The 18,607-nt window shown below is 70.6% G+C and carries 11 protein-coding genes, 1 pseudogene and 1 CRISPR repeat array; of the genes and pseudogenes, 4 read left to right on the forward strand and 8 right to left on the reverse strand.

Annotated elements, in window-relative coordinates:
* Positions 1–438: 438 nt before the first annotated feature.
* The 3 genes from cas3 to ACZ6A9_RS20615 all read right to left on the reverse strand — a co-directional run bounded on the left by cas3 (position 439) and on the right by ACZ6A9_RS20615 (position 6,672).
* Entirely contained in the window at positions 439–3,285 is a 2,847-nt protein-coding gene (gene cas3, locus ACZ6A9_RS20605) for a CRISPR-associated helicase Cas3' (protein ID WP_468987476.1), read from the reverse strand.
* Between the two features lie 170 nt (positions 3,286–3,455).
* Positions 3,456–5,558: a CRISPR direct-repeat array (repeat unit 29 nt; unit sequence GTCCTCCCCGCCGACGCGGGGGTGTTCCG).
* Positions 5,559–5,629: 71 nt separating this feature from the next.
* Positions 5,630–5,845: a DUF397 domain-containing protein gene (locus tag ACZ6A9_RS20610; RefSeq protein WP_468987478.1), complete on the reverse strand. Its 216-nt coding sequence runs from the start codon at positions 5,843–5,845 to the stop codon at positions 5,630–5,632.
* Positions 5,842–6,672, reverse strand: coding sequence for a helix-turn-helix domain-containing protein (locus ACZ6A9_RS20615; RefSeq protein ID WP_468987479.1), 831 nt, complete (start codon positions 6,670–6,672; stop codon positions 5,842–5,844). The genes ACZ6A9_RS20610 and ACZ6A9_RS20615 overlap by 4 nt, the downstream gene beginning before the upstream one ends.
* Before the next feature lie 107 nt (positions 6,673–6,779).
* Between ACZ6A9_RS20615 and ACZ6A9_RS20620 the strand changes: the two genes are divergently transcribed.
* On the forward strand, positions 6,780–7,037 hold the full coding sequence (locus ACZ6A9_RS20620) for a hypothetical protein (protein ID WP_468987481.1): 258 nt from the start codon (positions 6,780–6,782) through the stop codon (positions 7,035–7,037).
* Between the two features lie 486 nt (positions 7,038–7,523).
* Here ACZ6A9_RS20620 and mmsA read toward each other — a convergent pair whose 3' ends face one another.
* Both mmsA and ACZ6A9_RS20630 read right to left on the reverse strand, forming a co-directional pair.
* Positions 7,524–9,026, reverse strand: a complete 1,503-nt coding sequence (mmsA, locus tag ACZ6A9_RS20625) for a CoA-acylating methylmalonate-semialdehyde dehydrogenase (RefSeq protein ID WP_468987482.1) — start codon at positions 9,024–9,026, stop codon at positions 7,524–7,526.
* Between the two features lie 206 nt (positions 9,027–9,232).
* Positions 9,233–9,328: pseudogene (locus tag ACZ6A9_RS20630) on the reverse strand (5-deoxy-glucuronate isomerase); the annotation flags it as partial.
* A gap of 650 nt (positions 9,329–9,978) precedes the next feature.
* Here ACZ6A9_RS20630 and ACZ6A9_RS20635 point away from each other — a divergent pair.
* Entirely contained in the window at positions 9,979–10,179 is a 201-nt protein-coding gene (locus ACZ6A9_RS20635; protein ID WP_468987483.1) for a helix-turn-helix transcriptional regulator, read from the forward strand.
* Positions 10,180–10,286: 107 nt separating this feature from the next.
* Here the strand turns inward: ACZ6A9_RS20635 and ACZ6A9_RS20640 are convergent, their stop codons facing one another.
* A complete protein-coding gene (locus tag ACZ6A9_RS20640) occupies positions 10,287–11,330 on the reverse strand; it encodes a zinc-dependent alcohol dehydrogenase family protein (protein ID WP_468987484.1) in 1,044 nt (347 codons plus the stop codon).
* Between the two features lie 210 nt (positions 11,331–11,540).
* On the opposite strand from ACZ6A9_RS20640, the gene ACZ6A9_RS20645 reads away from it, so the two are divergent.
* Together ACZ6A9_RS20645 and ACZ6A9_RS20650 are read left to right on the forward strand one after the other, a co-directional pair.
* Positions 11,541–11,780 carry a heavy-metal-associated domain-containing protein gene (locus ACZ6A9_RS20645; RefSeq protein ID WP_184760528.1) on the forward strand — a complete coding sequence of 80 codons (240 nt, stop codon included), beginning with the start codon at positions 11,541–11,543 and terminating at the stop codon, positions 11,778–11,780.
* Between the two features lie 117 nt (positions 11,781–11,897).
* Positions 11,898–14,195: a heavy metal translocating P-type ATPase gene (locus tag ACZ6A9_RS20650; RefSeq protein WP_468987485.1), complete on the forward strand. Its 2,298-nt coding sequence runs from the start codon at positions 11,898–11,900 to the stop codon at positions 14,193–14,195.
* Between the two features lie 615 nt (positions 14,196–14,810).
* Here ACZ6A9_RS20650 and ACZ6A9_RS20655 read toward each other — a convergent pair.
* Positions 14,811–16,100, reverse strand: a complete 1,290-nt coding sequence (locus tag ACZ6A9_RS20655; protein ID WP_468987486.1) for a citrate synthase — start codon at positions 16,098–16,100, stop codon at positions 14,811–14,813.
* 178 nt (positions 16,101–16,278) lie between these two features.
* Positions 16,279–18,606 (reverse strand): SF1B family DNA helicase RecD2, encoded by a 2,328-nt coding sequence (gene recD2, locus ACZ6A9_RS20660; RefSeq protein ID WP_468987487.1) that lies wholly within the window; start codon positions 18,604–18,606, stop codon positions 16,279–16,281.
* Position 18,607: the final 1 nt, after the last annotated feature.

Here is an 18,607-nt window from a genome sequence, read left to right on the forward strand (position 1 = left end):
TGAAGGTTGAAGACCCGGGAGGGTCTAGGGAGGGTCCTAGGAAGCGAAGATCGACTTGCCCGCGATGCCTTTGGCAAGCTACAACGGTCGCCAACACGCCAACTCTGTCTCGGAATTAACCGTATTAACGCGAGGAGAACTATGCAGTCGGACCTCTCCACCCCCTGGACTGCTGTAGCACCTTGGGGGCTTGTAGTGGCCGTCATTGTGATCGTGATCGGCATGCGTCCGGACCCGGCAACAGTCGGATCATGCAGCGCCTTGCTACTGGGGGCCGCTGAGGCATACCGACGCCTCTCCCGGTAACCTCCACGGGCATAGCTCTCGACGATTTTCGAGGGCCGCTCCCCGCTGAAGCGGGGGTGTTTCAGTTGAGGAGCAGGGAGGCTGTCTCAGCTCTGCGCCTTCCCCGCCGACGTGGGGGTGTCAGACACTCGGTCACTTACGTGCAAGCCCGAGATCCTCATCCAGCCACAGTTCCTTACCTTCGACCTTTATAGCCTGCGTTTTCCCGCCCCTTACGGGCTGGCGAAGGACACACAGCTCTACAAGCATCGGATGCTCCGTCCACGAGTCCGGCGGGGCGAGACTGCCGGGATCCACGTCCTTGAACCAGTCGGAGCGGACCGGGATCGTCCGGCGCATCACCTCTCGCACGGACGAGACCGGCACTTTGCCGCCTGCCATGGCTCGGGGAAGCGGCTGTTCACCCTCCGGATCCAGTGTCACCCGGCCGTCCTCCTGGGCGTAGGCGCACAGCAGCCGCACCGAGTCGGCGCCGAGCCTGGTGGACACCTCCCACTCGTCCTCTTCCCCTGGCAGGTTGTGCAGGTCATGCAGCGCGGAAACGCTTCGCGCACGCGGGACGGCGAGAAGGCCCGCCATGCTGCGTTCCGCCATCTCCTTGCCCGTGTGCTCCGTCCACGCCTTCGCCTCGCCACCGCCCGGGTTGTTCCAGTCGAAGTCCTCACCATCCCCGTGAACGGCTTCGACCAGGCCTTGTACGTCACCGGGAACGGAGACGGTCCCGCCCTCGATACCGGCGAGGGTCCGGGAGGTGGTGGCGAGAAGGTGCTCGGAATACACCTCCCCCCACTGTCGCGGTGACCTCCCGCCTCCCGCGATCGGGTCGAGCACCACAAGACGCGGCCCACTCGCCCAAGCGGGGCGCCCGCGTCCGTCGGGGTAGCCGTGCCGGACCCAGTGGTTCTCGTGCCGCCAGCACCGTCCGGCCCGCTGCAACAACAGTGCCAGCGGCGCCAGATCACTGATGACGATGTCGGCGTCGAGGTCCAGCGACTGCTCGACGACCTGCGTGGCCACGACGATACGTCGCAGCGGGCGCGGGCCCTCACGGCCCAGCCCCTCGGTGACCTCCCGTGTGCGGGCCTCCCGCACGTCCCCGGGAAAGCGGGCGTGCAGCAACTGCACGTTTCCACCCTGATCGTGGGAGCGCCCGTCGAACCGTTCAAGGAGCCGCGCATAGGTGTCCTGCGCGTCTCCCACCGTGTTGCACACCACCAGGGCGGTACCGCCCTCGCCCCTGCCCACCGGTTCCAGAAGCCGTTCGATCACTGTCAACCGGTCCTGGGCGTCACCGTCCGAACCGTGAACCACCGGCTCCACCACTACACCGAGTTCCATGCTGCGCGCACGCGCCTGCTCCTGCCGCCGGGCGCACGAGATCTGTGTCTCCCGGCCGCTCTCGCCGTCCACATACAGCCAGCCGGGGTAGGGCACCGGGAACGTCCGCCCCTTCAGGGCGCCGGTCTTGTGGCCTGCACCCTTCAAGTACTCCTTGATCAGCCGGTTGCCGACCGACGCCGGCAACGTCGCCGACAGGAGGACGACCGGCACGCCGTACGCCCCGAGCCAGTTCAGCAACCTTCCCAGCAGCACCTGCATGTACGGGTCATAGGCGTGAGCCTCGTCCACGATGAACGTTTTCCCCGACAGTGCCAGCAGCCGCAGCGCGTTGTGCCGCACCGGCAGTACCGCCATCAGGGCCTGGTCGATCGTGCCGACCGCGAACTGCGCGAGCAACGGCCGTTTGGGCCCACGCAGCCACCGCTGCGGCCGCATGTCGGACTCGGCCCGCCGACGCCCCTCCCCGACCTCGTCACCATCACAGGTCAGCACACTCTGTGTGTCCAAGTCCTCATCGGAATAGGCACCGTTCAACCAAGCCATGCTGTGGACCAGCGTCAGCCCGGCGCCCTCACCGGACTGACGCGACAACGCCTTCGCGACCCGCCCGTGCATCTGGTCGCTGGTGGCCATCGTCGGCAGCAGAAAGGCGTACCCCTGCGTGCCGAAAGCCTCGGACAGAATCCGCTCGGCCTCCAGCGCCGTCTCGCTCTTCCCGTCCCCCGGAGCCGCGGTGACGAGGAAGATGCCCCCACGCCGCCCACCGTCCACCGCTTCCCGCAGCTCATCCATCACGGACCGCTGCAACGGGTTCGGCTCACCCCGAATGCCGTAGGCCTCAGCGAACCCCTTGCGTTGCAGCTCCACCCGGGCCAGCCCAGCCTCGGCCAGCAGACGGGGAGCGTCCTGCCGGGAACGCTCAAAGTGATCCGCCAACACGGGTTCGATCCGCCGCTGCCGTCCCCGGAGGTAGTCCTCCTGACTGACCAACCAGTCGGCGAGAATGACCACCCCCGTCACCAACACCGCGGCCGACGCCTTGAACTCCCCCGGAGCCACTGGTTCCCCCAGCAACTCGTGCACCACGGCGGCATGCGCAACCCGCTGCCGCGCCCAGGCATCCCCGCCGAGAAACGCCGGAGCGACACTGTCCTCGGCGCGGTGGAAACGTCCGTGGTGACCGCCGATGACCTCGGCCAGCCGCTCAGCGACCCGCACCTCACCGTCAGCGGCGAAGCCCAGCTCCACCAACACCTCCGTCGCGCTCTGCAGTCCGGCGACGTCATGCCCGAACCGCCCCGCGCTCATCCGCCGGCGGTCACCGCCCAGTTCGGCACTGAGGTACTGACTCCCGTGCGAGGAGCAGAACTGGAATCCCGACACCTTGCCGATGTCATGCAGTCCGGCACACAGTCCCACAACTGCCCTGGCCCGCTCCATGGCGCCCGCCAGCCCCATGCCGTCAGCGATCCGAACACGCTGGTTCTCGGCCAGATAGACATCCCACAGGTGCACAGCCATCGCGGCAGCATCCAGCAGATGCCGAATCAGCGGATACGGCGGCAACCCCGGATCCAGACCTCGCGACTTCCCCCACACCGCCTCATCCGGCGCCTGCCGCTTCCGCACCGCCTTCACCCCCACTCCAGCGGGGACCACACCCCGTGCTGAAGCCGACAGCCAACCACCTTCCGCCTACGCACCGCAGTGGTTCAGCCCAGATAGGGTGACGACATGCAGCCCAGCCTCAAGGCGACACCCAAGGCAAAGAACGAGCAAAGCCCTTCCTGAGCACCAGGTCAGAAAGGGTCCTCCCCGCCGACGCGGGGGTGTTCCGTCGCTCCCCTCACCTCGGCGATGCCGCAGGGCGTCCTCCCCGCCGACGCGGGGGTGTTCCGGCAGGCGACGACGAACGCCCCGGGCTCTCGGAGTCCTCCCCGCCGACGCGGGGGTGTTCCGCAGGAGTCGGCGAAACAGACCGGCAGCTGGGTGTCCTCCCCGCCGACGCGGGGGTGTTCCGATCTCGCCGACATTGCCGGCGACTTCCATCAGGTCCTCCCCGCCGACGCGGGGGTGTTCCGCCGAACGGCTCGCCGTCCTGGCGTCCGGACCCGTCCTCCCCGCCGACGCGGGGGTGTTCCGCACCAGCGCAAGCGCACGCTCACCGCGCGGGCGTCCTCCCCGCCGACGCGGGGGTGTTCCGCACGGCTCCGGGGCCAGGCAGTTGGCGGCCGTGTCCTCCCCGCCGACGCGGGGGTGTTCCGCGGTCAATCCCGTACGACGCGGAGTACCTGTGGTCCTCCCCGCCGACGCTGGGGTGTTCCGCCGCTCAACTGGGTGCATCCACATCGAGGCGGGTCCTCCCCGCCGACGCGGGGGTGTTCCGCTCGACGTCCGTCTCAGCGACACGGGTGTCGAGTCCTCCCCGCCGACGCGGGGGTGTTCCGGACCCCAGGGACCCCAGCCGCCGCTCGGCGACGTCCTCCCCGCCGACGCGGGGGTGTTCCGCCGTCCTGTCCTATGTCTGGGCCATCGGCGGTGTCCTCCCCGCCGACGCGGGGGTGTTCCGCCATGGACCAGGCGAAGGGCGAGCCGGCCCCGGTCCTCCCCGCCGACGCGGGGGTGTTCCGCGTCCTGATGAGTGGTCTGCAACCGAGTGCGCGTCCTCCCCGCCGACGCGGGGGTGTTCCGGGGTAGATCCCGCCGGCCTGGCTGGTCGGCCCGTCCTCCCCGCCGACGCGGGGGTGTTCCGACGCCGGACAAGACGGCGAAGCTGCGCGGCGAGTCCTCCCCGCCGACGCGGGGGTGTTCCGGTGATCGCGCTGGCCGGTCCGGTGATCTCCCAGTCCTCCCCGCCGACGCGGGGGTGTTCCGCCGGACCCGACCGCTTCGAGCTGATCGCCCTCGTCCTCCCCGCCGACGCGGGGGTGTTCCGTCTCCTGCGATGGCCCCGACGAGCACACCGACGTCCTCCCCGCCGACGCGGGGGTGTTCCGGCGGCCTTGGCGCCGGTCTTCGGCGGCAACCCGTCCTCCCCGCCGACGCGGGGGTGTTCCGGAATGCGCGCCACCCTCATGTCCAAGGTGGCCGTCCTCCCCGCCGACGCGGGGGTGTTCCGACGCACCTTGCGCTCCAGCTCCTGGCGCGGTCGTCCTCCCCGCCGACGCGGGGGTGTTCCACGCTTCGATAGAGGGGTCCGGGGGCCGGTTCAGTCCTCCCCGCCGACGCGGGGGTGTTCCGCTCGTCGAACAGCTCGTCCTCCGTCATGCCGCGTCCTCCCCGCCGACGCGGGGGTGTTCCGCGCGTGGTCAAGGTCGTCGAGCAGGGTCCGACGTCCTCCCCGCCGACGCGGGGGTGTTCCGCCCCTCGACGAGGAACTCGTCAAGCGCCTCACGTCCTCCCCGCCGACGCGGGGGTGTTCCGCACCACCGGACCCCACCGGACCCATGGGGATGGTCCTCCCCGCCGACGCGGGGGTGTTCCGGGGGCGTTCACATCCCTATGGGTTCACGGGTTGTCCTCCCCGCCGACGCGGGGGTGTTCCGCTGATGGGCGTCACCTACCAGTCCGTCCGAGAGTCCTCCCCGCCGACGCGGGGGTGTTCCGGTGCTCGCGAACCTGCGGGAAGAGGGAGTGGTGTCCTCCCCGCCGACGCGGGGGTGTTCCGCGGGGGACGGCGCGGCCGGGGTGCCGGTCCAGGTCCTCCCCGCCGACGCGGGGGTGTTCCGTCGACGCCGCGGTCCGCTGGGCGGCGTGGGGGGTCCTCCCCGCCGACGCGGGGGTGTTCCGGAACACCGCCCGACCGGACGCCTCCGGATCGGTTCCTCCCCGCCGACGCGAGGGTGTTCCGGCGAGCGGCAGCCACGCCCCAGACAGCTGGACGTCCTCCCCGCCGACGCGAGGGTGTTCCGCATGGAGGAATCCCAGCAGGCACCTGCCTTCCCCACCTGGACAAGCGATTTCGCAGATTGGAACTGGCAGATCAAGCAGTTTGGCTATCAATGTCGTTAAAAGTTCGGAGGAAGGCCGTCCAGGTGGCGGGAGGGAAGTGGAGGACGGGGCCGTCCGGGATCTTGCTGTCGCGGACCGGGACAACGGCGGGGAGGCCGGCGGCGACCTCTACGCAGTTCCCGTCGCCTCCTTCGCTGTAGCTCGACTTGCGCCAGGTCACAAGGGCGAGATCGGGGTTGCGGTTCATGATGGGTGCTCCTCCACAACACGCTCAATGAACGCCACCGACTCTGATGGCGACAGCGCCAAGTCTCTTACCTGATCGTAGGCCAGGCGATACTTCTGGAGGTCCTCCGCTTCGTCCAACAACTCCCCCGCCGCGTTGCCTTCGAGGTAGACGACTCCACCTCCGTCCGCCTGCCAGAGCAAGGAGAGGGAGCCGTAGCCCTTGAGAGAGTGGAACCCTGCTGCCAGCGGGAGCACTTGAAGAGTGATGAAGGGCTGCTCGGCGGAGAAGCGGAGATGGGCCAACTGGTCCGCCCAGACCTTCCGGTCGGCAACCGGGCAGCGCAGCACCGACTCGTCGAGGATCACGCGGATGTTCGGCGGTGGCTTGCGGTGGAGCAGGTCCTGTCGACCGACACGAGCGGCGACCTGCTCCTCCAGGTCCTCCTCGTTGCGCCCTGGCCACAAGGACAACACAGCTCTGGCGTACGCCTCTGTCTGGAGCAGGCCGGGGATCGTCAGCATGTATTTGTGCATGATGGTGGCAGTGGCCTCGTACCGCATGAACATCTTGTAGCCGTCCTTGAACACCTCCATCCGCGCCAGCTTCCACAGCCGTACCAACAAGTCACCGGTCTCGTAGTACGCGTCCAGGTCCTCCATGACCGGGCGTTTGGAGATGCGTTCGGCGGCTTCCAGGCGGTACAGGTAGCTCTTGTCGTAGTTGGTGTCGTCGGCGAGTTGGCTCAGGGACTTGCCCGCCTTCTCGCGGAGGTAGCGCAGGGTGCTGCCGAGCGCGCCCCGTGCGGAGTCCTCGGTGGTGGTCTGCTGCTCCGGCCGTACGGTCATCGGCTCCGCTCCTGGCTCCCTCGTCCCGCCTCCGCTGCCGTGTGGAGTGGCAACGCGTCGGCCCTGGTCACGTCACCGCGCTCGGCGTGACGCTTTGAGTGCAGCACGTGACCGACGACCGGAGCAGGCGAATGACGGACAAGGAACTCGAAGCGGTGATGGACGGAATCACACGGGCGGAGGCCGTACGGGAGGAGTTGGGGGTGGCGCTGGCCGGTGTCGGGGTCACACTGCCCTCGTTGGCGCTGGACGTGCCCATGGTCGCGGTGTGCCATGCGGAGCCGCTCGTCGACCTCGGGCGGTGCAACCTCGCGACCGCCCGCAAGCTCGCGGCCGTACTGCGGGCTGCCGCAGCGGCCCGGTGAGCGAGGGGGTGGAGCCGCTCACGGATGAGGAGCGGCTGTTGATGTCGCGGGTACTGGCCGGTCTGAGGGACGGGCCGGTGCCCGACGGTGAGCGGCAGGGGCCTGGTGATCAGACGTCGCCATCGACCGGGCGGATGCTGAGCATGCGGTTGCGGGAGCTCAATCGGTGGAGCAGTCGGCAGGGTGGGCTGCGGTGATCCGGCGGGCATCGGACGTGGACTGGTTCGCGCCGCCGCGCGGTACGGATGACATTCCGCGCGGGGCGCTGGTGGAGGATCCGGATTCGGGGCGGATCGGGGTGCTCCAGGACGTCACCCCGTACGTGCCTCCCTGGCGAGGGGATCAGCGGCCATGTCCGACCGCGTTCGTACGGCCGGTGGGCGGAGGACGGGAGTGGACCGTACCGCCGGAGAGGTTGCGGGTGGTCGGCCGGGACCGTGGAGGTGAAAACGGTCCCGGCCGGGTGGGGTGAGTGGTGGGCGTGACTCAGTGGTTGCGGGGGAAGCCCAGGTCGACGCCGGTGGGGGCGTCGGCCGGGTCGGGCCAGCGGGTGGTGACGACCTTGCCGCGGGTGTAGAAGTGCGTGCCGTCGTTGCCGTAGATGTGGTGGTCGCCGAAGAGGGAGTCCTTCCAGCCGCCGAAGGAGTGGTAGCCGACGGGGACCGGGATGGGGACGTTCACGCCGACCATGCCGGCCTCGACCTCCAGCTGGAAGCGGCGGGCGGCGCCGCCGTCCCGGGTGAAGATCGCGGTGCCGTTGCCGAAGGGGGAGGCGTTGATGAGGTCGAGGGCCTCCTCGTAGGTCTCGGCGCGCAGGACGCACAGGACGGGGCCGAAGATCTCGTCCTGGTAGGCCTTGGCGGACGTCGGCACCTTGTCGAGGAGGGAGATGCCGATCCAGTGGCCGTTCTCGTGGCCGTCGACGGTGTAGCCGGTGCCGTCCAGGACGACCTCGGCGCCCTCGTCGGCCGCTCCGGCGACGTAGGAGGCGACCTTGTCGCGGTGGGCCTTGGTGATCAGGGGGCCCATCTCGGAGGCGGGGTCGCTGCCGGGGCCGATCTTGATCTTCTCGGCGCGCTCGCGGATCTTCTCCACGAGCGTGTCGCCGATCGCGCCGACGGCGACGACCGCGGAGATCGCCATGCAGCGCTCGCCGGCCGAGCCGTAGGCGGCGGAGACGGCCGCGTCGGCGGCCGCGTCGAGGTCGGCGTCGGGCAGCACCAGCATGTGGTTCTTGGCGCCGCCGAGGGCCTGGACGCGCTTGCCGTTCGCGGAGGCGGTGGTGTGGATGTAGCGGGCGATCGGGGTGGAGCCGACGAAGGAGACGGCCTTGACGTCGGGGTGCTCCAGGAGGCGGTCGACGGCCACCTTGTCGCCGTGGACGACGTTGAACACGCCGTCGGGCAGTCCGGCCTCCGCCAGCAGTTCGGCGAGGCGGACCGAGGCGGACGGGTCCTTCTCGGAGGGCTTCAGCACGAAGGTGTTGCCGCAGGCGATGGCGAGGGGGAACATCCACATCGGCACCATGGCCGGGAAGTTGAACGGGGTGATGCCGGCGACCACGCCGAGCGGCTGGCGGATCGAGGACACGTCGACGCGGCTGGCGACCTGCGTGGACAGTTCGCCCTTGAGCTGCACGCTGATCCCGCAGGCCAGGTCGACGATCTCCAGGCCGCGGGCGACCTCGCCGAGGGCGTCGGAGTGGACCTTGCCGTGCTCGGCGGTGATCAGTTCGGCGATCTCGTCACGGTGGGCGTCGAGCAGCGCGCGGAACCTGAACAGGATCGAGGTGCGGGCGGCCAGTGAGGACTGTCCCCAGCTGAGGTACGCCTCCTTGGCGGCGGCGACCGCGGCGTCGACCTCCTCGACGGAGGCGAACGCGACCCGCGTGGTGACCTCGCCGGTCGCCGGGTCGGTGACCGGACCGTGGTTCCCCGAGGCGCCTTCGACGGTCTTGCCGCCGATCCAGTGGTTGACGATCTTGGTCATGACCGAGAACTCCTTCGCAGAGGGCGGCGTCGGGTGGGGACGTGCCGTTGGTGCAGCGCGTACAACTGGTCCTGCTCGTGCGTCCCGGTCGCGGACGGGTGTGCCGCGGGCCGGGCCATGTCCTCATCCCACCAGGTCCCAGGCCCCGGGCGGGCCCGACACAGTGTCGGCCGTTCGGGTCCGCGAGTGGACACATGGGAGCGGGGCGGAACCTCCGGCGCGGGGCCACAGCGGGCGGGGAGTCGTCGCTCGCGGCTCGCTCCTGCCAAAGCGAGGCGGCCTCCCGCGCCGGAGGCGATCGGTGGGGTGCCGGGGGCGGCACCCGGGGGGACGTACGGTTCGGCTGGGGCGTGCGTCGCGGCGGGGGTGTGCGTCGCCGCGGGGGTGTGCGGCCCGGCGGGGGCGTGCGTCGCGGCGGGGATGTGCGGCCCGGTCACGGGAGGCACGCCGATCGGCCCCGGGGTGATCGGGTCGTACGCCATCGCGGTCGTCCCTTCGTACGGCTCGTCGGCACACACGGCCTCACGGCCGGTCGGGCTCCACGGCTTGTCCGGCTCTCTTCCGGCCCTCCAGGGTTTCTAGCCCGGCCTCGAAGCCCTGTCAATGTTTTGTCCGGACATTCGGACGAGAAGTGGGCGGGTGTGGTGCCGGCGGCTCACCCACCGGTCCCGGCGGGGCGGGCGCTCGATCTCACGCCGGGCCGCGGAAGTCAATGCGCCCCGCCGGTGAGCCGGGGTGCGCCCGTGCGACACTCCTGTCACAAAAGCTCCGGCGCGGTCACGGGCGTCACACGGAGGCGGACCTTCCGTCACACCCGGCGCACAGCCCCTGCCCTGTCTTCGGCCGGCCTCGTTCACCGGGCACAACGCATGCCTGATCACCAGCGTGCACCCGGCTCCCCCTGACGGCCGCCCCCGGCCGCCTCCGTGGTGCGCGCGGGGAGGTGCCTTTCATGACCGACCGACGACTGTGGTCCTACAAGGACATCGCGGCCCACATCAAGGTGCAGCCGGACACGGTGCGTTCCTATCGCAAGCACGGACTGCTGCCCCCGCCCGACCACGTGGAGAGCGGCAAGCCGTACTGGTACGCCGACACCGTCCGCGCCTGGGTCGCCCGCCGCCCGGGCAACCGGGGCCGCAGAGACGGCTGACCCGGGAAAAAACCGACTGTGCCCCACCCTCCCGGTGGGGCACAGTCGCGTTCCCCGGGCTTCGCCGTCGGCCTACGGCAGCACCGCCCCGGGAGCGGGCGGCGCGCTCAGCTCCACGGCTCGATGACGGTCACTCCGGCGCCCGGGGCCGTTCCCATGGCCGCGAGGGCCGAGGGGGCGGCGTCCAGGCCGATCGTGGAGGTCACCAGGAGGTCGGGGCGGAGGACTCCGGCGCGGACCAGTTCCAGCATCGGCGGATAGGTGTGCGCGGCCATGCCGTGGCTGCCGAGGAGTTGGAGTTCCAGGGCGATGGCGCGGGCCATGGGGACGGGTGTGGTGCCCGTCGGTGAGGGCAGCAGGCCGACCTGGACGTGGCGGCCCCGGCGGCGCAGCCCGTTCACGGAGGCGGCGCAGGTGGCGGGTGCGCCGAGGGCGTCGAGGGAGAGGTGGGCGCCGCCGCCGGTGAGGTCGCGGACCGCTTCGGCCGGATCCGGTACCGCCGACGCGTCCACGCACTCCGCCGCGCCGAACCGCCGCGCCAGCTCCAGCGCCCCCGGCGAGACGTCGACGGCGACGACGCGGGCGCCCGCGGCCGCCGCGATCATCACCGCCGACAGGCCGACCCCGCCGCAGCCGTGCACGGCGACCCACTCCCCCGCCGCCACCCGGCCCTGCTGCACCACCGCCCGGTAGGCGGTGGCGAAACGGCAGCCGAGCGAGGCGGCGGTGGCGTACGACATGCCGTCGGGGACCGCGACGAGGTTCACGTCCGCGTGGTCCAGGGCCACGTAGTGGGCGAAGGAGCCCCAGTGGGTGAAGCCGGGCTGGGTCTGCCGTGCGCACACCTGCTGGTCGCCGGCCGCGCAGGCCGGGCAGGAGCCGCAGGCGCAGACGAACGGCACGGTGACCCGGTCCCCCGGGCGCCAGCCGGTGACGCGGGCGCCGACCGCTTCGACGACTCCGGCGAGTTCGTGGCCCGGGACGTGCGGGAGCGCGATGTCCGGGTCGTGGCCCTGCCAGCCGTGCCAGTCGCTGCGGCACACACCGGTGGCCTCGACGCGGACCACGACCCCGTGCTCCGCGGGCTCCGGGTCCGCGACCTCCCGTACCCCGGCCGGTTCCCCGTACCGCTCGAACACCACCGCGCGCATGGCCCGACCCGCCTTCCGATGACCGTGACTTCCGGCGGAACGGTATCCCCGGGCGGCACGTACGGTCGGGTGGGGTGCGGGAACGCGCTCTCGCCGTCCCGTCCGGACCGTCGTGGATTTATACCCCCTAGGGGTATAGTCTGAAAGCAGTGGCCCCCCGGGGCCCCTCCAGTCAGCCCCACCCCCTACGTCCCGACGAGGAGTACCGACATGACCTCCCAGACCGACACCCAGGGTTCCGTCACCACCGTCTACAAGGTGAGCGGGATGAGCTGCGGGCACTGCGAGGGTGCCGTCTCCGGCGAGATCTCCGAGATCCCCGGCGTCAGCTCGGTGACGGCCGTCGCCTCCTCCGGCGAGGTGACCGTGGTCTCCGCGGCCCCGCTCGACGAGGCGGCCGTACGCGCGGCCGTCGACGAGGCCGGCTTCGAGCTGGCCGGCACGGCCTGAACCCCCTGAAGGAAGCCCGGACGGCGTGAACCGGGCCGTACCGGCCACCCGTACCGCGTGGCCCCCGGCCCGGCCCGCCGCCGGCACCCGGATCCCGGACGTCCCTGGAGCACGGACATGACCAGCACCACCGCCCCCGAGGCGCAGGCCGCCCAGCAGCCGGCGGCCTCGGAGGTCGAGCTGCTCATCGGCGGGATGACCTGCGCCTCCTGCGCGGCCCGCGTCGAGAAGAAGCTCAACCGCATGGACGGCGTCACCGCCACGGTGAACTACGCGACGGAGAAGGCGCGCATCACCTACCCGCCGGGCGTGGAGGTCGCCGACCTGATCACCACGGTGGTGCGCACCGGTTACACCGCCGAGGAACCCGCGCCCGCGCGGGAGGCCGACGACGGCAGCACGGCGGCGCAGGCCGACCCGGAGCTCGCCGCCCTGCGCCGCCGCCTGACCGTCTCCGCGTTCCTCGCCCTGCCCGTCGTGCTGCTGGCGATGATCCCGTCGCTGCAGTTCGACCACTGGCAGTGGCTCTCCCTCACCCTGGCCGCGCCCGTGGTGGTGTGGGGCGCCGCCCCCTTCCACCGGGCCGCCTGGACCAACCTCCGGCACGGCGCGGCGACCATGGACACGCTGGTCTCGGTGGGCACGCTCGCCGCGTTCGGCTGGTCGCTGTGGGCGTTGTTCCTCGGTGACGCGGGCACGCCCGGCATGCGCCACCCGTTCGAGCTGACCGTCTCCCGGACCGACGGCACCTCCATGATCTACCTGGAGGTCGCGGCGGGCGTCACCACGTTCATCCTGCTCGGCCGCTATCTGGAGGCCCGCTCCAAGCGCCGCGCGGGAGCGGCCCTGCGGGCGCTGATGGAGCTGGGCGCCAAGGACGTGACCGTGCTGCGCGAGGGCGGGGAGGTGCGGATAGCGGCGGAGCGGCTCGCCGTGGGCGACCGGTTCGTCGTGCGGCCCGGGGAGAAGATCGCCACGGACGGCACGGTCCTGGAGGGTTCCTCCGCCGTGGACGCGTCCATGCTGACCGGCGAGTCCGTCCCGGTGGACGTCACGGTCGGCGACTCGGTCACCGGCGCCACGGTCAACGCGGGCGGCCGGCTCGTCGTCGAGGCCACCCGGATCGGCTCCGACACGCAGCTCGCGCGGATGGCGAAGCTGGTGGAGGAGGCGCAGAACGGCAAGGCGCAGGTGCAGCGCCTCGCCGACCGGATCTCCGGCGTCTTCGTGCCCGTGGTGCTGCTGATCGCGGCCGGCACCTTCGGGCTGTGGCTCGGCTCCACCGGTGACACGGTCGCCGCGTTCACCGCGGCCGTCGCCGTCCTGATCATCGCCTGCCCCTGCGCGCTCGGCCTCGCCACACCGACCGCGCTGATGGTCGGCACGGGGCGTGGCGCGCAGCTCGGCATCCTCATCAAGGGCCCGGAGGTGCTGGAGTCCACCCGCCGCGTCGACACCGTCGTGCTGGACAAGACCGGCACCGTCACCACCGGACGGATGTCCCTCCAGGAGGTGTACGTCGCCGAGGGCGAGGACGAGCGGCTGCTGCTGCGGCTCGCGGGCGCCCTGGAGCACGCCTCCGAGCACCCCGTCGCGCGGGCGATCGCCGCCGGGGCCGAGATGGGGGTCCCCCCGCTCGAGCGAAGCCGAGGGTGGGGGAGCGCCGGTGCGCTGCCCGGCGTCGAGCGCTTCGAGAACGTCCCGGGCAGGGGCGTACGCGGGCGGGTGGAGGGCCGCGAGGTGGCCGTGGGGCGGTTTCCGGAGTTCGTCGCCGGGGAGCTGCCGCCGGAGCTGGCCCGGGCGAAGGAGGAGGCGGAGCGTGCGGGACGGACGGCCGTGGTGGCCGGCTGGGACGGGGTGGCACGCGGCGTCCTCGCGGTCGCCGACACCGTGAAGGAGACCAGCGCCGAGGCGGTGCGCGAGCTGCGGGCGCTCGGGCTCACGCCGGTGCTGCTGACCGGCGACAACCGGGCCGTGGCCGAGGCGGTCGCGAGGGCCGTGGGCATCGACCGGGTGATCGCCGAGGTGCTGCCCGAGGACAAGGCGGAGGCCGTACGGCGGTTGCAGGGTGAGGGGCACAGCGTCGCCATGGTCGGCGACGGCGTCAACGACGCGGCCGCGCTGGCTGTCGCCGATCTGGGTCTCGCCCTGGGCACCGGCACGGACGCGGCGATCGAGGCCGGCGACCTGACGCTGGTCCGCGGCGACCTGCGGGTGGCGGCGGACGCGATACGGCTGTCCCGCCGGACGCTGTCCACCATCAAGGGCAATCTCGTCTGGGCCTTCGGCTACAACGTGGCCGCGCTGCCGCTCGCCGCGGCGGGGCTGCTGAATCCGATGATCGCCGGTGCCGCCATGGCCTTCTCCTCGGTGTTCGTGGTGACGAACAGCCTGCGGCTCCGGGCGTTTCATTGAGGTCTCAAGTTGGGCCCACCCTCTGGAGTCCGGTAAGACCCTCACATAAGCTCTTCACACGGCTCGCGCATCTTCCTTACGCTTGAGCCCCGTGACTGGTTTGCGGGCTCATGCGCAGCTTGGGGAGATACGCAAGAGACGCAGATCACAGTGATCTGAACGTAACCATCGAAGGGGTTCGAAGGTCTAAGTTGGCGATGTCGGCCAGCGTCTTGGGGGGCGCGAACCGGCATCTGGGGATGTCTTGGGGGACTTTCCCAGAGATTGCGTTGCCGGGGCACGTACCCGTGGGGAGCTTTGAGCGGCCCTCCCGAATGTGCGCTGTCCCGGCAGACCGCACACCGACGAGTGCGACGGGTTCAGGTCCGTCCGCGCTCACACAGCGATTCAGGCGCTGTTCTCACAGACGCCCGGCCGGATCCCGTGGGGGGAATCCGCACCGGGACATGGGAAGGCGCCCTGGTACGCCGGCCCGTGGGGGGACCGGCGGCCGGGGCGCCTTTTCCACTTCTTCTTCCCTGCGACGTCCTCCATGCGAAGCGCCCCGCACGCGCGCAGGCCCCGCACACGGTCGACGTGTGCGGGGCCCGACGCAGCGTTGGGGAGCGGTGCGGCTCAGCGCTCCTCGACGGGGACGAAGTCGCGCTCGACGACGCCCGTGTAGATCTGGCGCGGCCGGCCGATCCGGGAACCCGGCTCCTTGATCATCTCGTGCCACTGGGCGATCCAGCCCGGCAGGCGGCCGAGGGCGAACAGGACCGTGAACATCTCGGTCGGGAAGCCCATGGCCCGGTAGATCAGGCCCGTGTAGAAGTCGACGTTCGGGTAGAGGCTGCGCGAGACGAAGTAGTCGTCGGAGAGCGCGTGCTCCTCCAGCTTCAGGGCGATGTCCAGCAGCTCGTCGGACTTGCCGAGGGCGGAGAGCACGTCGTGCGCGGCAGCCTTGATGATCTTGGCGCGCGGGTCGAAGTTCTTGTAGACCCGGTGGCCGAAGCCCATCAGGCGGACGCCGTCCTCCTTGTTCTTCACCTTGCGGATGAAGGAGTCGACGTCACCGCCGGCGTCGCGGATGCCTTCCAGCATCTCCAGCACCGACTGGTTGGCGCCGCCGTGCAGCGGGCCCCACAGGGCGGAGATGCCGGCGGAGATCGAGGCGAACATGTTCGCCTGCGAGGAGCCGACCAGGCGCACGGTGGAGGTCGAGCAGTTCTGCTCGTGGTCCGCGTGCAGGATGAGCAGCTTGTCCAGGGCGGCCACGACGACCGGGTCGAGCTCGTAGTCCTGCGCGGGGACCGAGAAGGTCATGCGCAGGAAGTTCTCGACGTAGCCGAGGTCGTTGCGCGGGTAGACGAACGGGTGGCCGACCGACTTCTTGTACGCGTACGCCGCGATCGTCGGGAGCTTGGCCAGCAGGCGGATGGTGGAGAGGTTGCGCTGCTGCTCGTCGAAGGGGTTGTGGCTGTCCTGGTAGAAGGTGGACAGCGCCGAGACGACCGACGACAGCATGGCCATCGGGTGGGCGTCGCGGGGGAAGCCCCGGTAGAAGTTCTTGACGTCCTCGTGCAGCAGGGTGTGCTGCGTGATGTCGTTCTGGAACGAGGTGAGCTGGTCGACCGTCGGCAGCTCGCCGTTGATCAGCAGATAGGCGACCTCCAGGAAGGTGGAGCGCTCCGCCAGCTGCTCGATCGGGTAGCCGCGGTACCGGAGGATGCCGGCCTCGCCGTCGAGATAGGTGACACCGGACTTGTAGGCCGCGGTGTTGCCGTAGCCGCTGTCCAGCGTCACCAGTCCGGTCTGGGCGCGGAGCTTTCCGATGTCGAAGCCCTTGTCACCGACGGTGCTGTCGATCACCGGGTAGGTGTACTCGCTGCCGTCGTACCGCAGTACTACAGAGTTGTCGCTCACGTCTTCCCTCACCGACGTTGTGCCTCATCTTCGAGGTGCCCTGACTGTCTCTACCATCCCCCACTCGGCTCAGGAGAGTGCACTCGGGGTCGACCATCGGGCCTATTGGCGGCACTGAGTGCCGTCAACTTGCCCATCCTGCCCCTTGCGTTGCGCAGGGGGAAGGGCTCTGTGACCTTCACGACTCATTTGATCGATCATTTTTTGGTGACGGTCGCTCACCGGGGCGATTCGTCCCGTCCGAGAGGTCTCTCGCACCGGTGAGGCGGAAGTCGAGGGCGGTGCACCGGCGGCCCGCGGAGACCGTCCGCACCGCCTGTCCGATCGCCTTGCGTGAGCCGACCAGGACCACCAGCCGCTTGGCCCGGGTGACCGCCGTGTAGAGCAGGTTGCGCTGGAGCATCATCCAGGCTCCCGTGGTCACCGGGATGACGACGGCCGGGTACTCGCTGCCCTGGGAACGGTGGATGGTCACGGCGTAGGCGTGTGCCAGTTCGTCCAGCTCGTCGAAGTCGTAGGGGACCTCCTCGTCCTCGTCGGTCAGCACCGTCAGGCGCTGGTCGACCGGGTCGAGCGAGGTGACCACGCCCACGGTGCCGTTGAAGACTCCGTTCTCCCCCTTCTCGTAATTGTTGCGGATCTGGGTCACCTTGTCGCCGACGCGGAAGACCCGCCCGCCGAACCGCTTCTCGGCGAGGTCGGGGCGGCCGGGGGTGACGGCCTGCTGGAGCAGCCCGTTGAGGGTGCCGGCACCGGCCGGTCCCCGGTGCATGGGCGCGAGGACCTGCACGTCACGGCGCGGGTCGAGGCCGAACTTCGCCGGGATGCGGCGGGCCGCGACGTCCACGGTGAGCCGGCCCGCCTCCTCGGTGTCGTCCTCGACGAAGAGGAAGAAGTCCCGCATGCCGTCGGTGAGGGGGTGCTGCCCGGCGTTGATCCGGTGCGCGTTGGTCACCACGCCGGACTGCTGGGCCTGGCGGAAGACCCGGGTGAGCCGGACGGCGGGGACGGGGCTGTCGGCCGCGAGGAGGTCCCGGAGCACCTCGCCCGCCCCGACGCTGGGGAGCTGGTCGACGTCGCCGACGAAGAGGAGGTGGGCGCCCGGGGGCACCGCCTTGACCAGCTTGTTCGCGAGCAGCAGGTCCAGCATGGACGCCTCGTCGACCACCACCAGGTCGGCGTCGAGCGGGCGGTCCCGGTCGTAGGCGGCGTCACCGCCGGGCTTCAGCTCCAGCAGGCGGTGGACGGTGGAAGCATCGGCACCGGTCAGTTCGGCGAGCCGCTTGGCGGCCCGGCCGGTGGGTGCGGCGAGGACGACCTTGGCCTTCTTGGCGCGGGCCAGCTCCACGATGGAGCGCACGGTGAACGACTTGCCGCAGCCCGGCCCGCCGGTCAGCACGGCGACCTTCTCCGTCAGCGCCAGCTTGACGGCGGCCTCCTGCTCGGGGGCGAGGTCGGTGCCGGTACGGCCGGTGAGCCAGCGGAGCGCCTTGTCCCAGGCCACGTCCCGGAACGCCGGCATCCGGTCCTCGTCGGTCCGCAGCAGCCGCCGCAGCTGGGCGGCGAGGGCGACCTCCGCGCGGTGGAAGGGGACGAGGTAGACGGCGGTGACGGGGTCGCCGCCCTCCGGGTCCGGCACCTTCTCCCGTACGACGCCGGGGTCCTCCCCCTCCTCGGGCTCCGCGGCGAGCTCGGCGAGGCACTCGATGACCAGTCCGGTGTCCACCTGGAGCAGCTTCACCGCGTCGGCGATCAGCCTCTCCTCGGGGAGGTAGCAGTGCCCCTGGTCGGTGGCCTGCGACAGCGCGTACTGGAGTCCGGCCTTCACCCGCTCGGGGCTGTCGTGCGGGATGCCGACGGACTGGGCGATCCGGTCGGCGGTGAGGAAGCCGATGCCCCAGACGTCGGCGGCGAGCCGGTACGGCTGGTTCTTCACGACGGAGATCGAGGCGTCACCGTACTTCTTGTAGATGCGCACGGCGATGGAGGTGGACACCTCGACGGTCTGGAGGAACAGCATCACCTCCTTGATCGCCTTCTGTTCCTCCCAGGCGTCGGCGATCTTCTTGGTCCGCTTGGGCCCGAGCCCCGGCACCTCGATCAGGCGTTTCGGCTCCTCCTCGATGATCGTGAGGGTGTCGACGCCGAAGTGCTGGGTGATCCGGTCGGCGAAGACCGGCCCGATGCCCTTGACCAGGCCGGAGCCGAGATAGCGCCGGATGCCCTGGACGGTGGCGGGCAGCACGGTCGTGTAGTTCTCCACGTGGAACTGCTTGCCGTATTGCGGGTGCGACCCCCAGCGCCCCTCCATCCGCAGCGACTCCCCCACCTGCGCGCCGAGCAGCGCACCGACGACGGTGAGCAGGTCACCGGCGCCCCTGCCGGTGTCGACCCGGGCGACGGTGTAGCCGTTCTCCTCGTTGGCGTACGTGATGCGCTCCAGCACGCCTTCGAGCGTGGCGAGCTTGCGCTGCTCGCCGGGGGCCGTGGGTGACGGGTTGGGCATG

The sequence above is a fragment of the Streptomyces sp. NPDC041124 genome (assembly GCF_055592385.1).